Source organism: Enterobacter sp. PP-008-ECC_S150 (assembly GCF_045257065.1).
GTDB classification, from domain to species: domain Bacteria; phylum Pseudomonadota; class Gammaproteobacteria; order Enterobacterales; family Enterobacteriaceae; genus Enterobacter; species Enterobacter chengduensis.
In genome coordinates this window covers 561,969-576,572 of record NZ_JBJHHG010000001.1, presented here as the reverse complement: position 1 = coordinate 576,572, position 14,604 = coordinate 561,969, and the positions used below count along the sequence as shown (strand labels likewise).

The window sequence follows — 14,604 nt, the reverse complement described above, 5'->3', positions numbered from 1 at the left end:
TTGTAGGCCGGGTAAGGCGTAGCCGCCACCCGGCGAAAAAAGCCCCTCGAACGAGGGGCTTTTTGCATTACAGCACCTTATGCGGCCCGAAACATTCGTAATGAATGTTGTCTTTATTCACCCCCAGCGCTACCAGCTGCTTCGCGGCATACTGCATAAACGCCACCGGCCCACAGACGTAGAACTGCATCTCCGGTGCGCTAAACGCCCCTTCATGCTGGCTTAAATTCATCAGACCTTCGCTGTCAAAGCGGGCAGATGCGCGATCCGCCTCCGTCGGCAGGCGATACCACGTGTGCGCGGTGAAGCGCGGCAGGGACGCCCCGAGCGTGTTCACCTCATCCGCAAAGGCGTGCACCTCGCCGTTTTCCGCAGCGTGGAACCAGTTAACCTGCGCGTCGTGGCCAGATGATGCCAGCGTATCGAGCATCGCCAGCACTGGCGTTTGGCCGACGCCCGCAGAGATCAGCGTAACCGGGGTCGTCGCTTCAACGGCCATAAAGAAATCGCCCGCCGGCGCGGCCAGATGGACCACGTCGCCCACGTTGGCTTCGTTATGCAGCCAGCTGGATACCTGACCGCCGTCCTCACGCTTCACCGCAATGCGGTAGCCTTTGCCGTTTGGTCTGCGGGTGAGGGAATACTGGCGGATCTCCTGATGCGCGAAGCCTTCAGGCTTCAGCCACACGCCCAGATACTGGCCAGGCTGGTAATCGGCCACCGGTTGACCGTCCACCGGTTCAAATTCGAAGCTGGTGATTAACGCGCTGCGCGGGGTTTTCTCAACGATGCGGAAGGCGCGCGTCCCTTCCCAGCCGCCGTTCTTGCTGGCGTTTTCGCGGTAGATTTGCGCTTCACGGTTAATAAATACGTTTGCCAGCACGCCGTAGGCTTTACCCCACGCGTCCAGCACTTCCTGGCCCGGGCTGAACATCTCGTCCAGTGTTGCCAGCAGGTGGCCGCCGACAATGTTGTACTGCTCGGGCTGGATCTGGAAGCTGGTGTGCTTCTGCGCGATTTTTTCCACCGCAGGCAGCAGGGCGGCCAGGTTTTCAATATTGCTGGCGTAGGCGGCGATGGCGTTAAACAACGCTTCACGCTGATCGCCGTTACGCTGGTTGCTCATGTTGAAAATCTCTTTGAGCTCCGGGTTGTGCGTGAACATGCGATCGTAGAAATGGGCGGTGAGTTTAGGGCCCGTCTCTACCAGCAGGGGAATGGTGGCCTTAATGGTAGCGATGGTTTGAGCGTCGAGCATGGCAGCGTCCTTCCGATGTGATTTTAATGATGTATTTTAAATGCATCTTATAAAAAATACCCCTCCGGTGTAAAGGGTTCTTTGCGAGATGAAAAATATGCATCACAAACCTGAAAAGAAATCCGTTGAAATAAGCGAGTGCTTTATTCCTCAAACCCTTGCGTGGCGGGTAGGTAAACGTTTGCGTAAAATCGTTTGTCAAGACCTGTTATCACAGAACTATTCAGTTATACTGTTGCCCGTCGTCCAACAGGACTGCCTTTTCAGGCCAAAATTTACTTGTTAGCTGAGTCAGGAGATGCGGATGTTAAAGCGTGAAATGAACATTGCCGATTATGATGCCGAACTGTGGCAGGCTATGGAGCAGGAAAAAGTACGTCAGGAAGAGCACATCGAACTGATCGCCTCCGAAAACTACACCAGCCCGCGCGTGATGCAGGCGCAGGGTTCTCAGCTGACCAACAAATACGCTGAAGGCTACCCGGGCAAGCGCTACTACGGCGGTTGCGAGTACGTGGATATCGTTGAACAGCTGGCGATCGACCGTGCGAAAGAACTCTTTGGCGCTGACTACGCAAACGTCCAGCCGCACTCTGGCTCTCAGGCTAACTTCGCGGTTTACACCGCGCTGCTGCAGCCGGGCGACACCGTGCTGGGGATGAACCTGGCGCAGGGCGGCCACCTGACTCACGGCTCCCCGGTTAACTTCTCCGGCAAACTGTACAACATCATCCCTTACGGTATTGATGAGTCCGGCAAAATTGACTACGACGACATGGCGAAGCAGGCGAAAGAGCATAAACCGAAGATGATCATCGGTGGCTTCTCTGCTTACTCCGGTATCGTTGACTGGGCAAAAATGCGTGAAATCGCAGACAGCATCGGTGCTTACCTGTTCGTTGACATGGCGCACGTGGCGGGCCTGATTGCCGCAGGCGTTTACCCGAACCCGGTTCCACACGCGCACGTTGTGACCACTACCACCCACAAAACCCTGGCGGGTCCACGCGGTGGCCTGATCCTGGCGAAAGGCGGTGACGAAGAGCTGTACAAAAAACTGAACTCTGCCGTGTTCCCAAGCGCGCAGGGCGGCCCGCTGATGCACGTTATCGCGGCAAAAGCGGTGGCGCTGAAAGAAGCGATGGAGCCAGAGTTTAAGGTTTACCAGCAGCAGGTGGCTAAGAACGCCAAAGCGATGGTGGAAGTGTTCCTGAACCGCGGCTACAAAGTGGTATCCGGCGGGACTGAAAACCACCTGTTCCTGCTGGATCTGGTTGATAAGAACCTGACCGGTAAAGAAGCTGACGCTGCCCTGGGCCGCGCCAACATCACCGTGAACAAAAACAGCGTGCCAAACGATCCGAAGAGCCCGTTCGTGACCTCCGGTATCCGTATCGGTTCTCCGGCCGTGACTCGCCGCGGCTTCAAAGAAGCGGAAGTGAAAGAGCTGGCTGGCTGGATGTGTGACGTTCTGGACAACATCAATGACGAAGCGGTTATCGAGCGCGTTAAAGGTAAAGTTCTGGATATCTGCGCACGCTTCCCGGTATACGCATAATCCCTCTGCTTTGCAGAAATAAAAAAGGCCGCGCATGCGGCCTTTTTTTATGGCTTAACGTCGGTCGAGGGAAATCGCCCCGGGGCCAACTATTGCCAGCAAAATAAACGCGCCGGCAATGCTGATATTCTTGTAGAAGTTAATCATATTCGGTACGACCGCGTCACCGGTCATATTCCAGTAGTGATGCCCAATCACCGCCGTACCCAGCGTGTAGAACACAAACAGCACCGCGATGGGGCGGGTGAAGAAGCCCAGCACGATCAGGATGGCGGCGGGCACCTCCATCACCACCGCAATAATGGCCGCCAGCATGGGCATCGGCGTTCCCAGCGAGGTCATGTATTGAACGGTGCCGCTAAACCCCGTCAGTTTGGGATAGCCAAAGATAATAAACAGCACGACAAGCGCGATGCGGCCAATGAGCAGCAGCAGGTGACGTGACTGGCCGAAATCGAGATAACGTAGTGAGTTCATGGCAGAAAAACCTCTGCAAGTGGAGTAATTTAAACGTAATACATATTTCCATTCCCTGCCATAAGCCAGGCGACTGCACGGGATGTTAAATTTTCGTTAATTTATAGCAGGCTATCGACTTGCTTAATTTTTATATTCTCGCCAGACTATGGCCTCGATTTCGGGAGGGATTCATGGTCTTGCATTCCACGCGCTGGCTGGCGCTCAGCTATTTCACCTATTTCTTTAGCTACGGTATTTTTCTGCCCTTCTGGAGCGTCTGGCTTAAGGGTATCGGCCTTACTCCGGAAACCATCGGCGTGCTGCTGGGCGCAGGGCTGGTGGCGCGTTTCCTCGGCAGCCTGCTGATTGCCCCGCGCGTCAGCGATCCCTCCTTACTGATCAAGGCCGTGCGCATTCTCGCGCTGCTGACGCTGGTCTTTGTCGCCTGCTTCTGGGTCAGCCACCAGTTTGCCTGGCTGATGGTGGTGATGGTCGGCTTTAACCTGTTCTTCTCACCGCTGGTGCCGCTGACGGATGCCCTGGCGAACACCTGGCAAAAGCAGATCACCATGGACTACGGTCGCGTGCGCCTGTGGGGCTCAATTGCCTTTGTCATCGGCTCCGCGCTGGTGGGCAAACTGGTCAGCCTTTACGATTATCGCGCCATTCTTGCCCTGCTGAGTATCGGTATTGCTTCGATGCTGCTGGGCATGCTGCTGCGTCCGTCGGTGATGCCGCAAGGGGAAAGCCGCCACCAGGAGAGCGCAGGCTGGCCCGCCTGGCGGAGTCTGGTCGCACAGAGCTGGCGTTTTCTGGCGTGTGTCTGTCTGCTTCAGGGGGCGCACGCGGCGTACTATGGCTTCAGCGCCATCTACTGGCAGGGGGCGGGATATTCTGCTTCCGCCGTGGGCTATCTGTGGTCGCTGGGCGTGGTGGCCGAAGTCATTATTTTCGCCCTAAGCAAAAAGCTGTTCCGCCGCTTTGGCGCGCGCGATCTGCTGCTGCTTTCCGCGATTTGCGGCGTGGCGCGCTGGGGGATTATGGGCTGGACGACGGATCTGCCGTGGCTGATAGTGGCGCAAATTCTTCACTGTGGCACCTTTACCGTCTGCCATCTGGCGGCGATGCGCTATATCGCCGCGCGCGAGGGCGGAGACGTCATTCGTCTGCAGGCTGTTTATTCGGCGGTGGCGATGGGAGGCAGTATCGCGATCATGACGGTCTTCGCGGGGTTCCTCTACCAGCATCTGGGGCATGGCGTCTTCTGGGTCATGGCGCTGGTTGCCTTACCCGCCATCGTTGTTCGTCCAAAAGTGGCCGCGCGCGCGTCGCTATGATTCCAGCATGGCGCGAATATGTTCTTGCTGCTGCGCGTTCAATCTCTCAACGGCATGGATCAACGGCGGCGAGAACAGCGGCAGGGCGGTAGGGTAGGGGGTAATAACCAGCGCGGCCTCGCGCGGTGCCCCCTCTTTCTGGAAAGCCTGCAGCGTCAGGTAGCGAATGTTGAGCGGCAGAAGGGTTAATTCGCGCAGCTGCTGCTCAATCACCTCTTCACAGGCTTTATCCTCTCCGGTTAACAACACCACCTGTTTTTCATGAAGATCGGTCTCCTGCATCAGCCAGGCGCCAAAAATGACCGCCACCAGCGCCATTTCCTCATCGGAAAAACGCAGCCCAAATTCCGCTTCCAGCTCAAACAGCGCTTCCTTCGTGGTGCGTAACAGACGGGGATAGAGGCGGTGGATCTCCTCCGGCAGGCTATTGTCGATGCCGATCTCAAACAGCGAGCGGTCCAGCGCCTGAGCCAGATGGATATACAGCTGATCGGTCAGCCCTTGTTCATCGCTGAAGTTCATCCCGGTCTGCGAACGAAAGCGGGCCACCATGCGCACGATGGCCCGGCGTAGACGCTCATCCTGCTGGTGCTTATCAAGCGCCGGATCGGGCGTGCGGAGCATCATAAACAGTAGGGCAAGAAACAGCTGCTCATCTCCGTGGGCACCCTGCGGGACGCGCCGTCTCCAGTGGCGCACAATCTCCTGGGCCGTAAAATACTCTCCTCTCGACTGGGTCCAGCTGCGCTGAACGTGGGAGAACTGCGGCGTATTCCCGAGCTGGTGCTGAATAAGACAGTATTGCAGATAGAGCTGTAAGAACTGGACGTCGCGGCATTCAAACTGGCGCTGGAGCTTGCGGGAGCAGAAGCCGATCAGCGCCCGCAGGTTTGCATCGTCATAAAGCGGCCGCGCGATGCCGTGCTGTTTAAGTGCGGTTTTTAATGCGGGGGTAAACTGGTGCGAGACGAACTGCGGGCAAAGCCGCAGCGCCCGACGCAGCCAGTGCAGCAGGCATAAACGCTGATTCAGGGCTGTACCTTCAATCCGGTAGCTGCCGTCGTGGTGCGTGACGATATCCAGCCGATGATAGCGCTGGATTTCATCGCGCGTCTCGGCTATATCTTGCCGTGCCAGCGCGTCGTCAACCCCGTTGGCAGCAATTATGCTCTGTGCGGTGACGGCAGCATCGGGCAGGTAAAGCATCAAAAGCACCTGGCAGCGGCGCTGCGAACTGGAAAGCACAGATGGAATTTCAAGCGTCGTCATCATCTGTCGGGTATCCAGTGAGAATGTTTGATAAGAATAGCTAAAGGATGAGCGCTGAAAAGCGCGCCGGCAGGCCTTTCATTCAGGATTGCTGGGGAACATCACAGAATTTTTGACGTGAGGAATTGATGCAAACAGGTAAACAATGCGCGATGGCGTTATTTTTGGCGATTATCAGCTTAACTGCCAGCGCACATCCTCACAGCTTTATTGATCTTAAAACCGAGCTGGTCACCGACGGCACGCAGCTGAGCGGTCTGAAAATGCGCTGGACGATGGATGAAATCACCTCGGCGGATCTGCTCTATGATGCGGGAAATGCAAAGCCGGGCGACGAAATCTGGAAAAAGCTGGCGGCGGAAGTGATGGCCAACGTGCTCGGCCAGCACTACTTCACCGAGTTCTGGCACAACGGGCAAAAGGTCAAATTTCTGAACCGCCCAACGGAATACGGGATGACGCGCGACGGGCATCAGGCGGTGCTGACGTTCGTGCTTCCTCTGGCACAGCCTCAGCCGCTGGCCGGGCAAACGTACCGCTTTTCCACCTTTGATCCCACCTACTATGTCGACATGCGCTACGACAAAGACAGCGACGTACGGCTGCCGGACGCGCTGCAAAAAAGCTGCAAAATTGGCGTGCATACCCCGAAACCCAGCGAAGAGACGCTGAACTTTGCGGTCTCGCTCGACAAGGAAGATGCCCCGCCCGAAGACATGGAGCTGGGTAAACAGTTCGCGCAGGAGGTAACGCTACAATGTCAGTGATCTCCACTCCGGCCCGCAAGCCGCGCCGCTGGCTGCACCTCTGGCCGCTGGCGCTCTTTCTCCTGCTCGCCGTTTGCGGTTCGCTCTGGCTCTGGCAGGCGTGGCCGCAGGTGATGATGAAAAGCATTATCTGGCAGCGTGAGGTCAACCAGCAGATGAGCGGCCTGCTGAAGGCGGTGGCGGAGAACCCGACCAAAGCGGGCGGATCCCTGCTGGCGTTCAGCTTTATCTACGGCGTGCTGCACGCGCTGGGGCCGGGGCACGGCAAGATCGTCATTACGACCTGGCTCGCCACCCATCCGTCAAAGCTGAAATCGAGCATCGGCCTGACGCTGGCCTCCTCGCTGCTTCAGGGCGGCGTGGCGATTGCGCTGGTCATTGTTGTGCTTTCACTTTTGCAGCTTCCGGCGCGCCAGCTGCATATGAGCAGCTTCTGGCTGGAGAAGGGGAGCTACGCGCTGGTAGGCGTGCTGGGGCTGATACTGTGCTGGCGGGCGCTGAAAAAACTGCGCGCGCTGCTGCAAAAACCGACATTCAAAACCTTTACGCCGCACCACGTTCATGATGAACACTGCGGCTGCGGGCATCAGCATTTGCCCACGCAGGAACAACTACAGAACGGCGACGACTGGCGCGCGCGGCTGATGATTGTGCTTTCGATGGGCATGCGCCCGTGTTCGGGAGCCATCATGGTGCTGTTGTTCAGTAAGGTGATCGGCGTGTTTGGCTGGGGAATGCTGTCGGCGATGGCCATGGCGGCAGGAACGTCTCTCACCATTTCGTCTTTAGCGCTGCTGGTGCACAGCTTCCGTCAGCTGGCGGTCAAACTCAGCGGCAATAAAACGCCGGTGCTGTGGCGACAGGTCGGCTGGACCACGCTCGCGCTGGCGGGCGGGGTGATTCTGCTGGTGGCTGCGGTCACGATGTGGATGAGTGCGGTACCGGTGGGAAGGGGATTGCGGCCTTTCTAGCGTACAGAGGGGGGGTGTAGGCCCGGTAAGCGTAGCGCCACCGGGCTTAACAGGCTGGATTAACGCTTCAGCGCATCGCTCAGCTCATCACGCATGTTTGCCAGCATGGCTTTAACAACGCGTGGGTTACCCGCAACGATGTTGCCGGTAGACATATAGTTATGGCCGCCGGTGAAATCACACACGATGGCGCCTGCTTCACGCGCGATCAGCTCGCCCGCCGCAAAATCCCATGGCTTCAGCGACAGTTCGAAGTAACCGTCAACGCGGCCAGTTGCCACGTAGGCCAGATCCAGCGCAGCAGAACCGGTGCGGCGGAAGTCCGCGCATTCGGTGAACAGTTTACCCAGGATATTCATATAGGTGGTTGCATGCTGTTTCGCCTTGAACGGGAAACCGGTCGCCAGAATGGTGCCGTCCAGATCGCGTGCGGTGCTGCAGCGCAGACGGTAGCCGTTCAGCTGTGCGCCCTGACCGCGGGTTGCGGTGAACAGTTCGTTACGCATTGGATCGTACACAACGGCGACTTCAGTACGGCCTTTAATGCGTACCGCGATAGACACGGAGAAGTGTGGCAGGCGTTTGACGAAGTTGGTGGTGCCATCCAGTGGATCGATAACCCATTGAACATCCTGATCGGTACCTTCATGTTCACCGCTTTCTTCGGTGATGATGGTGTGCTGCGGGTAAGATTTGCGGATTGTTTCGATAATAATCGCTTCTGCGGCTTTATCGACGTTGGTCACGAAATCATTGCTGCCTTTCTGGCTGGTTTCTACGGAGTCTGGCGTTTCGTAGTGTTTGGCAATTACATTACCCGCCTTGCGCGCTGCGCGCACGGCGATGGTCAGCATCGGATGCATCGGTCTCTCTCACTGGATGTTAAAGAACAGGAAAATCGGCGCAGAGTATAGCAGCGGGATCGGATTATGTCTCTCGTTTATGATAATATGCCGGAATATTCTTCAGTCACTGAATCCAGACATCTAAAAATTATGCTGCAAAACATTCGAATCGTGCTGGTCGAAACATCGCACACCGGCAACATGGGCTCCGTTGCCCGCGCTATGAAAACCATGGGCTTAACGAACCTGTGGCTGGTTAACCCGCTGGTGAAGCCCGACTCGCAGGCCATCGCCCTGGCGGCCGGTGCCAGCGACGTGATCGGCAATGCCCAGATCGTCGATACCCTTGACGAAGCGCTGACTGGCTGCAGCCTCGTTGTCGGGACCAGCGCGCGTTCGCGCACGCTGCCGTGGCCAATGCTCGATCCGCGTGAATGCGGCCTGAAAAGCGTCTCGGAAGCAGAACAGGCACCGGTTGCGCTGGTGTTTGGTCGCGAGCGCGTTGGCCTGACCAACGACGAGCTGCAGAAGTGCCACTATCACGTCGCGATTGCGGCAAACCCGGAATACAGCTCCCTGAACCTGGCGATGGCGGTGCAGGTGATCGCCTATGAAGTGCGTATGGCGTGGCTGGCGACGCAGGAGAAAGAGGTAGAGCCTAAAGAAGAGACGGCCTACCCGCTGGTGGACGACCTTGAGCGCTTCTACGGCCACCTGGAGCAGACGCTGCTCTCAACCGGCTTTATCCGTGAAGGCCACCCGGGCCAGGTGATGAACAAGCTGCGCCGTCTGTTTACGCGCGCGCGTCCGGAAAGCCAGGAGCTGAACATCCTGCGCGGGATTCTGGCGTCGATTGAGCAGAAGAATAAGGAATAGTGTCGTCTGTTCGCCGGGTGGCGCTTCGCTTACCCGGCCTACAAAACCGTAGGCCGGGTAAGCGAAGCGCCACCCGACAAAAAACGGCACGGAAGGTTAAATACCTGACTAAAACAGTCAAGTAAATAGTTGACCATTTTAGTCAGGAATGTCAGACTTGGCCCTGCTATGCAATACCCCATTTTACTATAAAAAACCCCGGGCAGGGGCGAGTTTGAGGTTAAGTAAGACATGAGACTGACATCTAAAGGGCGTTATGCCGTGACCGCGATGCTGGACGTTGCGCTCAACTCCGAAGCGGGCCCGGTTCCGTTGGCTGATATTTCTGAACGACAGGGGATCTCCCTCTCTTATCTGGAACAGCTGTTCTCCAGACTGCGTAAAAATGGACTGGTTTCCAGCGTTCGTGGCCCGGGCGGCGGTTATCTGCTGGGTAAAGACGCGGGCAGTATTGCAGTTGGCGAAGTGATCAGCGCCGTTGACGAATCCGTAGACGCGACCCGTTGCCAGGGTAAAGGCGGCTGCCAGGGCGGCGACAAGTGCCTGACCCACGCGCTGTGGCGCGATCTGAGCGACCGTCTCACCGGCTTCCTGAACAACATCACCCTCGGTGAACTGGTTAATAACCAGGAAGTTCTGGACGTGTCGGGCCGTCAGCACAGCCATGATTCCCAACGCAGCACCCGCGCACAGGACGCTATCGACGTCAAACTGCGCGCGTAATAAAACGATAAAGATTTCAGAATCAGGCCGGGGCGGTCACGCCCCGCGTACTCGGTCGTACATCCAGCCGGTTGCCTGATTCCTTGCATTGAAGCGATGTACGGAGTTTAAAGAGCAATGAAATTACCGATTTATCTCGATTACTCCGCAACCACGCCGGTGGACCCGCGTGTTGCCGAGAAAATGATGCAGTGTCTGACCCTGGACGGAAACTTTGGTAACCCAGCTTCCCGTTCACACCGTTTTGGCTGGCATGCTGAAGAGGCGGTCGATATCGCCCGTAATCAGATTGCTGACCTGGTGGGTGCCGACCCGCGTGAGATTGTTTTCACCTCCGGTGCGACCGAATCCGACAACCTGGCGATCAAAGGTGCAGCCAACTTTTATCAGAAAAAAGGCAAGCACATCATCACCAGCAAAACCGAACACAAAGCCGTGCTGGACACCTGCCGCCAGCTGGAGCGTGAAGGCTACGAAGTCACCTATCTGGCGCCTCAGAGCAACGGTATTATTGACCTGAAAGAGCTCGAAGCGGCCATGCGTGATGACACCATTCTGGTCTCTATCATGCACGTTAACAACGAAATTGGCGTCGTTCAGGACATCGCAACCATCGGCGAAATGTGCCGCGCACGCGGTATCATCTACCACGTGGACGCGACCCAGAGCGTGGGCAAACTGCCTATCGACCTGAGCCAGCTGAAAGTGGACCTGATGTCCTTCTCCGGCCACAAAATCTATGGCCCGAAAGGGATTGGCGCGCTGTACGTTCGTCGTAAGCCACGTATCCGCATCGAAGCGCAGATGCACGGCGGCGGTCACGAGCGCGGCATGCGTTCCGGTACGCTGCCTGTTCACCAGATCGTGGGCATGGGTGAAGCTTACCGCATTGCAAAAGAAGAGATGGAAACCGAGATGGCGCGCCTGCGCACGCTGCGTAACCGTCTGTGGGACGGCGTGAAGGATATGGAAGAAGTGTATCTGAACGGCGATCTCGAGCAGGGCGCACCGAACATCCTCAACGTCAGCTTCAACTACGTTGAAGGTGAGTCGCTGATTATGGCGCTGAAAGACCTGGCCGTTTCTTCCGGTTCTGCCTGTACATCTGCAAGCCTGGAGCCATCCTACGTGCTGCGCGCGCTGGGTATGACCGACGAGCTGGCACACAGCTCAATCCGTTTCTCTTTAGGTCGTTTCACTACCGAAGAAGAGATTGACTACACCATCAAGCTGGTTCGCAACTCCATTGGCCGTCTGCGCGACCTTTCTCCACTGTGGGAAATGTTCAAGCAGGGCGTGGATCTGAACAGCATTGAATGGTCACATCACTAATCGGTACATAAGGAGAATTCAATCATGGCATACAGCGAAAAAGTCATCGATCATTACGAAAACCCGCGCAACGTTGGCTCTTTTGACAACAGCGACGAATCTGTTGGTAGCGGCATGGTCGGTGCACCGGCGTGTGGCGACGTGATGAAGCTGCAGATTAAAGTCAACAATGAAGGTATCATTGAAGACGCGCGCTTCAAGACCTACGGCTGCGGTTCTGCTATTGCATCCAGCTCCCTGGTCACCGAATGGGTGAAGGGCAAGTCTCTGGACGAAGCACAGGCAATCAAGAACACGGATATTGCTGAAGAACTCGAACTGCCGCCGGTGAAAATTCACTGTTCAATTCTGGCAGAAGACGCGATCAAAGCCGCCATTGCGGATTACAAAAGCAAACGTGAAGCAAAATAATTGAGGTTTGAGTATGTCGATTACCCTTAGCGACAGCGCTGCCGCGCGAGTAAGCTCTTTTCTGGCGAACCGTGGTAAAGGCTTTGGCCTGCGACTGGGCGTACGTACCTCCGGCTGTTCTGGTATGGCTTACGTACTGGAGTTTGTTGACGAGCCGGCGTCTGACGACACCGTGTTTGAAGACAAGGGCGTGAAGGTGGTGGTCGATGGCAAAAGCCTGCAATTCCTCAACGGCACTCAGCTGGACTTCGTTAAAGAAGGCCTGAACGAAGGGTTCAAATTCACGAACCCGAACGTCAAAGACGAGTGTGGTTGCGGCGAAAGCTTCCACGTTTAACCGCGCGTCATCCGAAACCCCACCGTGGCTTACATGCTACGCGTGGGGTTTGTTCTAACAGGCTACCCCTGAGATTGTTATGGATTACTTCACTCTCTTCGGACTACCCGCTCAATACCCGATTGACCTCCAGGCGCTGACGGTCCGTTTTCAGGATCTGCAGCGTCAGTACCATCCGGACAAATTCGCGAGCGGGACGCAGGCAGAACAGCTGGCTGCGGTATCGCACTCTGCGACCATCAACCAGGCCTGGCAGACGCTGCGCCATCCGCTGACGCGCGCTGAGTATCTGCTCTCGCTTCACGGTTTCGATCTGGCGAGCGAACAGCACACCGTGCGCGACACGGCGTTTCTGATGGAACAGCTGGAGCTGCGCGAAGAGCTCGACGAGATTGAACAGGCCAAAGACGAAGCGCGTCTGGAAAGCTTCATCACGCGCGTGAAGGGCATGTTCGATACCCGGCATCAGCAGATGGTGGAGCAACTGAACAACGAGACCTGGGACGTGGCGGCAGATACTGTGCGCAAACTCCGTTTTCTCGATAAACTGCGAAGCAGTGCTGAACAACTCGAAGAAAAGCTGCTCGATTTTTAATTTCGGAAGCAATTATGGCCTTATTACAAATTAGTGAGCCTGGCTTAAGTGCCGCACCGCACCAGCGTCGTCTGGCGGTGGGTATTGATCTGGGCACCACCAATTCCCTCGTGGCGACCGTGCGCAGCGGCCAGGCGGAAACGCTGGCTGACGAGCAGGGCCGCCATCTGCTGCCTTCCGTGGTCCACTACCAGCAGCAGGGTCACGCGGTCGGCTATGACGCGCGCGCCAACGCCGCGCGCGATCCGGCCAACACCATCAGCTCCGTCAAGCGCATGATGGGCCGATCGCTGGCCGATATTCAGACCCGCTACCCGCATCTGCCTTATCAGCTTCAGGCCAGTGAAAACGGCCTGCCGATGATCGCGACCGAGGCCGGTCTGCTGAACCCGATTCGTGTTTCCTCCGACATCCTCAAAGCGCTGGCGGCGCGCGCGACGGCGACGCTCGGCGGCGATCTGGACGGCGTAGTCATTACCGTTCCGGCCTATTTTGACGATGCACAGCGTCAGGGCACCAAAGACGCCGCGCGTCTGGCGGGCCTGCACGTGCTGCGTCTGCTGAACGAACCGACGGCGGCGGCGATTGCCTACGGCCTCGACTCCGGTCAGGAAGGGGTGATCGCGGTATACGACCTCGGCGGCGGGACGTTTGATATCTCTATCCTGCGCCTGAGCCGCGGGGTGTTTGAAGTGCTGGCGACCGGCGGGGATTCCGCGCTGGGCGGCGATGACTTCGACCACCTGCTGGCGGACTACATTCGCGAGCAGGCGGGCGTTGCCGATCGCAGCGACAACCGCGTGCAGCGCGAGCTGCTGGACGCGGCCATCGAGGCCAAAATCGCCCTGAGCGACGCGCAGACGGTTACCGTCAACGTTGCGGGCTGGCAGGGTGAGATTACCCGCGATCAGTTTAACGACCTGATTGCACCGCTGGTGAAACGCACCCTGCTGGCCTGCCGTCGCGCATTGAAGGATGCGGGCGTTGAGGCGAACGAGGTGCTGGAAGTGGTGATGGTGGGCGGTTCGACCCGCGTGCCGCTGGTGCGCGAGCGCGTGGGCGAATTCTTTGGCCGTACGCCGCTGACCTCCATCGACCCGGACAAGGTGGTGGCCGTAGGCGCCGCTATCCAGGCCGATATTCTGGTCGGCAACAAGCCGGACAGCGAAATGCTGCTGCTGGACGTCATTCCGCTGTCGCTGGGGTTAGAAACCATGGGCGGCCTGGTGGAGAAAGTGATCCCGCGCAACACCACTATTCCGGTGGCGCGTGCCCAGGAGTTCACCACCTTTAAAGACGGCCAGACCGCGATGTCCATCCATGTGATGCAGGGCGAGCGCGAGCTGGTGCAGGACTGCCGCTCTCTGGCGCGTTTTGCGCTGCGCGGTATTCCGGCGCTGCCAGCGGGCGGGGCGCATATTCGCGTCACCTTCCAGGTGGATGCGGACGGCCTGCTCAGCGTCACGGCGATGGAAAAATCCACCGGCGTGGAATCGTCCATTCAGGTGAAGCCGTCCTACGGCCTGACCGATGGCGAAATTGCCTCCATGATTCAGGACTCAATGAGCTACGCCGAGCAGGATGTGAAGGCGCGTATGCTGGCGGAACAGAAAGTGGAAGCCGCGCGCGTGCTGGAAAGCCTGACCGGCGCGCTCAATGCCGATGCCGCGCTGTTAAGCGCCGCTGAGCGTCAGGTGATTGACGAGGCCGCCGCGCACCTAAGCGTCGTCGCCATGGGCAATGATGCTGACGCAATAGAAGAAGCCATTAAAAACGTTGATAAACAAACCCAGGACTTCGCCGCTCGCCGCATGGACAAATCTGTCCGCGTGGCGCTGAAGGGCCAGTCCGTGGACGAGGTTTAAT

15 protein-coding genes are annotated in these 14,604 nt (G+C 57.5%); 11 read left to right on the top strand and 4 right to left on the bottom strand.

The genetic code is table 11. From position 1 onward, the window contains the following. Nucleotides 1–67: 67 nt before the first annotated feature. Nucleotides 68–1,258 carry an NO-inducible flavohemoprotein gene (gene hmpA / locus ACJBF3_RS02575; protein WP_045326077.1) on the bottom strand — a complete coding sequence of 397 codons (1,191 nt, stop codon included), beginning with the start codon at nucleotides 1,256–1,258 and terminating at the stop codon, nucleotides 68–70. 304 nt (nucleotides 1,259–1,562) lie between these two features. Here hmpA and glyA point away from each other — a divergent pair, with 304 nt between their 5' ends. Next, on the top strand, nucleotides 1,563–2,816 hold the full coding sequence (glyA, locus tag ACJBF3_RS02570; protein ID WP_006811549.1) for a serine hydroxymethyltransferase: 1,254 nt from the start codon (nucleotides 1,563–1,565) through the stop codon (nucleotides 2,814–2,816). A gap of 54 nt (nucleotides 2,817–2,870) precedes the next feature. Here the strand turns inward: glyA and ACJBF3_RS02565 are convergent, their stop codons facing one another. Then, a complete protein-coding gene (locus ACJBF3_RS02565) occupies nucleotides 2,871–3,293 on the bottom strand; it encodes a DoxX family protein (protein ID WP_045326074.1) in 423 nt (140 codons plus the stop codon). A gap of 173 nt (nucleotides 3,294–3,466) precedes the next feature. Here ACJBF3_RS02565 and ACJBF3_RS02560 point away from each other — a divergent pair, with 173 nt between their 5' ends. Further along, nucleotides 3,467–4,612, top strand: a complete 1,146-nt coding sequence (locus ACJBF3_RS02560) for a 3-phenylpropionate MFS transporter (protein WP_045326071.1) — start codon at nucleotides 3,467–3,469, stop codon at nucleotides 4,610–4,612. On the opposite strand, the gene csiE is transcribed toward ACJBF3_RS02560, so the two are convergent. Further along, nucleotides 4,607–5,884: a stationary phase inducible protein CsiE gene (gene csiE / locus ACJBF3_RS02555; protein ID WP_045326069.1), complete on the bottom strand. Its 1,278-nt coding sequence runs from the start codon at nucleotides 5,882–5,884 to the stop codon at nucleotides 4,607–4,609. The two genes, ACJBF3_RS02560 and csiE, sit on opposite strands and share 6 nt — an antisense overlap. A 125-nt stretch (nucleotides 5,885–6,009) precedes the next feature. Between csiE and ACJBF3_RS02550 the strand changes: the two genes are divergently transcribed. Together ACJBF3_RS02550 and ACJBF3_RS02545 are read left to right on the top strand one after the other, a co-directional pair. After that, complete coding sequence (locus ACJBF3_RS02550; protein WP_045326067.1) at nucleotides 6,010–6,648, top strand: DUF1007 family protein; 639 nt, start codon at nucleotides 6,010–6,012, stop codon at nucleotides 6,646–6,648. Continuing rightward, nucleotides 6,639–7,619, top strand: coding sequence for a nickel/cobalt transporter (locus ACJBF3_RS02545; protein WP_045326065.1), 981 nt, complete (start codon nucleotides 6,639–6,641; stop codon nucleotides 7,617–7,619). The genes ACJBF3_RS02550 and ACJBF3_RS02545 overlap by 10 nt, the downstream gene beginning before the upstream one ends. A 59-nt stretch (nucleotides 7,620–7,678) precedes the next feature. Here ACJBF3_RS02545 and suhB read toward each other — a convergent pair whose 3' ends face one another. Further along, nucleotides 7,679–8,482: an inositol-1-monophosphatase gene (gene suhB, locus ACJBF3_RS02540; protein WP_045326062.1), complete on the bottom strand. Its 804-nt coding sequence runs from the start codon at nucleotides 8,480–8,482 to the stop codon at nucleotides 7,679–7,681. Nucleotides 8,483–8,614: 132 nt separating this feature from the next. On the opposite strand from suhB, the gene trmJ reads away from it, so the two are divergent. The 7 genes from trmJ (at nucleotide 8,615) to hscA (ending at nucleotide 14,603) form a co-directional block, all read left to right on the top strand. Continuing rightward, a complete protein-coding gene (gene trmJ, locus ACJBF3_RS02535; RefSeq protein WP_045326137.1) occupies nucleotides 8,615–9,340 on the top strand; it encodes a tRNA (cytosine(32)/uridine(32)-2'-O)-methyltransferase TrmJ in 726 nt (241 codons plus the stop codon). A 231-nt stretch (nucleotides 9,341–9,571) separates the two neighbouring features. Next, nucleotides 9,572–10,063, top strand: coding sequence for a Fe-S cluster assembly transcriptional regulator IscR (gene iscR, locus ACJBF3_RS02530; RefSeq protein ID WP_008502158.1), 492 nt, complete (start codon nucleotides 9,572–9,574; stop codon nucleotides 10,061–10,063). 117 nt (nucleotides 10,064–10,180) lie between these two features. Beyond that, nucleotides 10,181–11,395 carry a cysteine desulfurase gene (gene iscS, locus ACJBF3_RS02525; protein ID WP_008502157.1) on the top strand — a complete coding sequence of 405 codons (1,215 nt, stop codon included), beginning with the start codon at nucleotides 10,181–10,183 and terminating at the stop codon, nucleotides 11,393–11,395. Nucleotides 11,396–11,419: 24 nt separating this feature from the next. Beyond that, nucleotides 11,420–11,806 (top strand): Fe-S cluster assembly scaffold IscU, encoded by a 387-nt coding sequence (iscU, locus tag ACJBF3_RS02520; RefSeq protein ID WP_003860661.1) that lies wholly within the window; start codon nucleotides 11,420–11,422, stop codon nucleotides 11,804–11,806. Nucleotides 11,807–11,819: 13 nt separating this feature from the next. Then, on the top strand, nucleotides 11,820–12,143 hold the full coding sequence (iscA, locus tag ACJBF3_RS02515) for an iron-sulfur cluster assembly protein IscA (RefSeq protein WP_003860659.1): 324 nt from the start codon (nucleotides 11,820–11,822) through the stop codon (nucleotides 12,141–12,143). Nucleotides 12,144–12,222: 79 nt separating this feature from the next. Then, nucleotides 12,223–12,738 carry a co-chaperone HscB gene (hscB, locus tag ACJBF3_RS02510; RefSeq protein ID WP_045326060.1) on the top strand — a complete coding sequence of 172 codons (516 nt, stop codon included), beginning with the start codon at nucleotides 12,223–12,225 and terminating at the stop codon, nucleotides 12,736–12,738. A 14-nt stretch (nucleotides 12,739–12,752) separates the two neighbouring features. Continuing rightward, complete coding sequence (hscA, locus tag ACJBF3_RS02505) at nucleotides 12,753–14,603, top strand: Fe-S protein assembly chaperone HscA (RefSeq protein ID WP_045326058.1); 1,851 nt, start codon at nucleotides 12,753–12,755, stop codon at nucleotides 14,601–14,603. Nucleotide 14,604 lies beyond the last annotated feature (1 nt).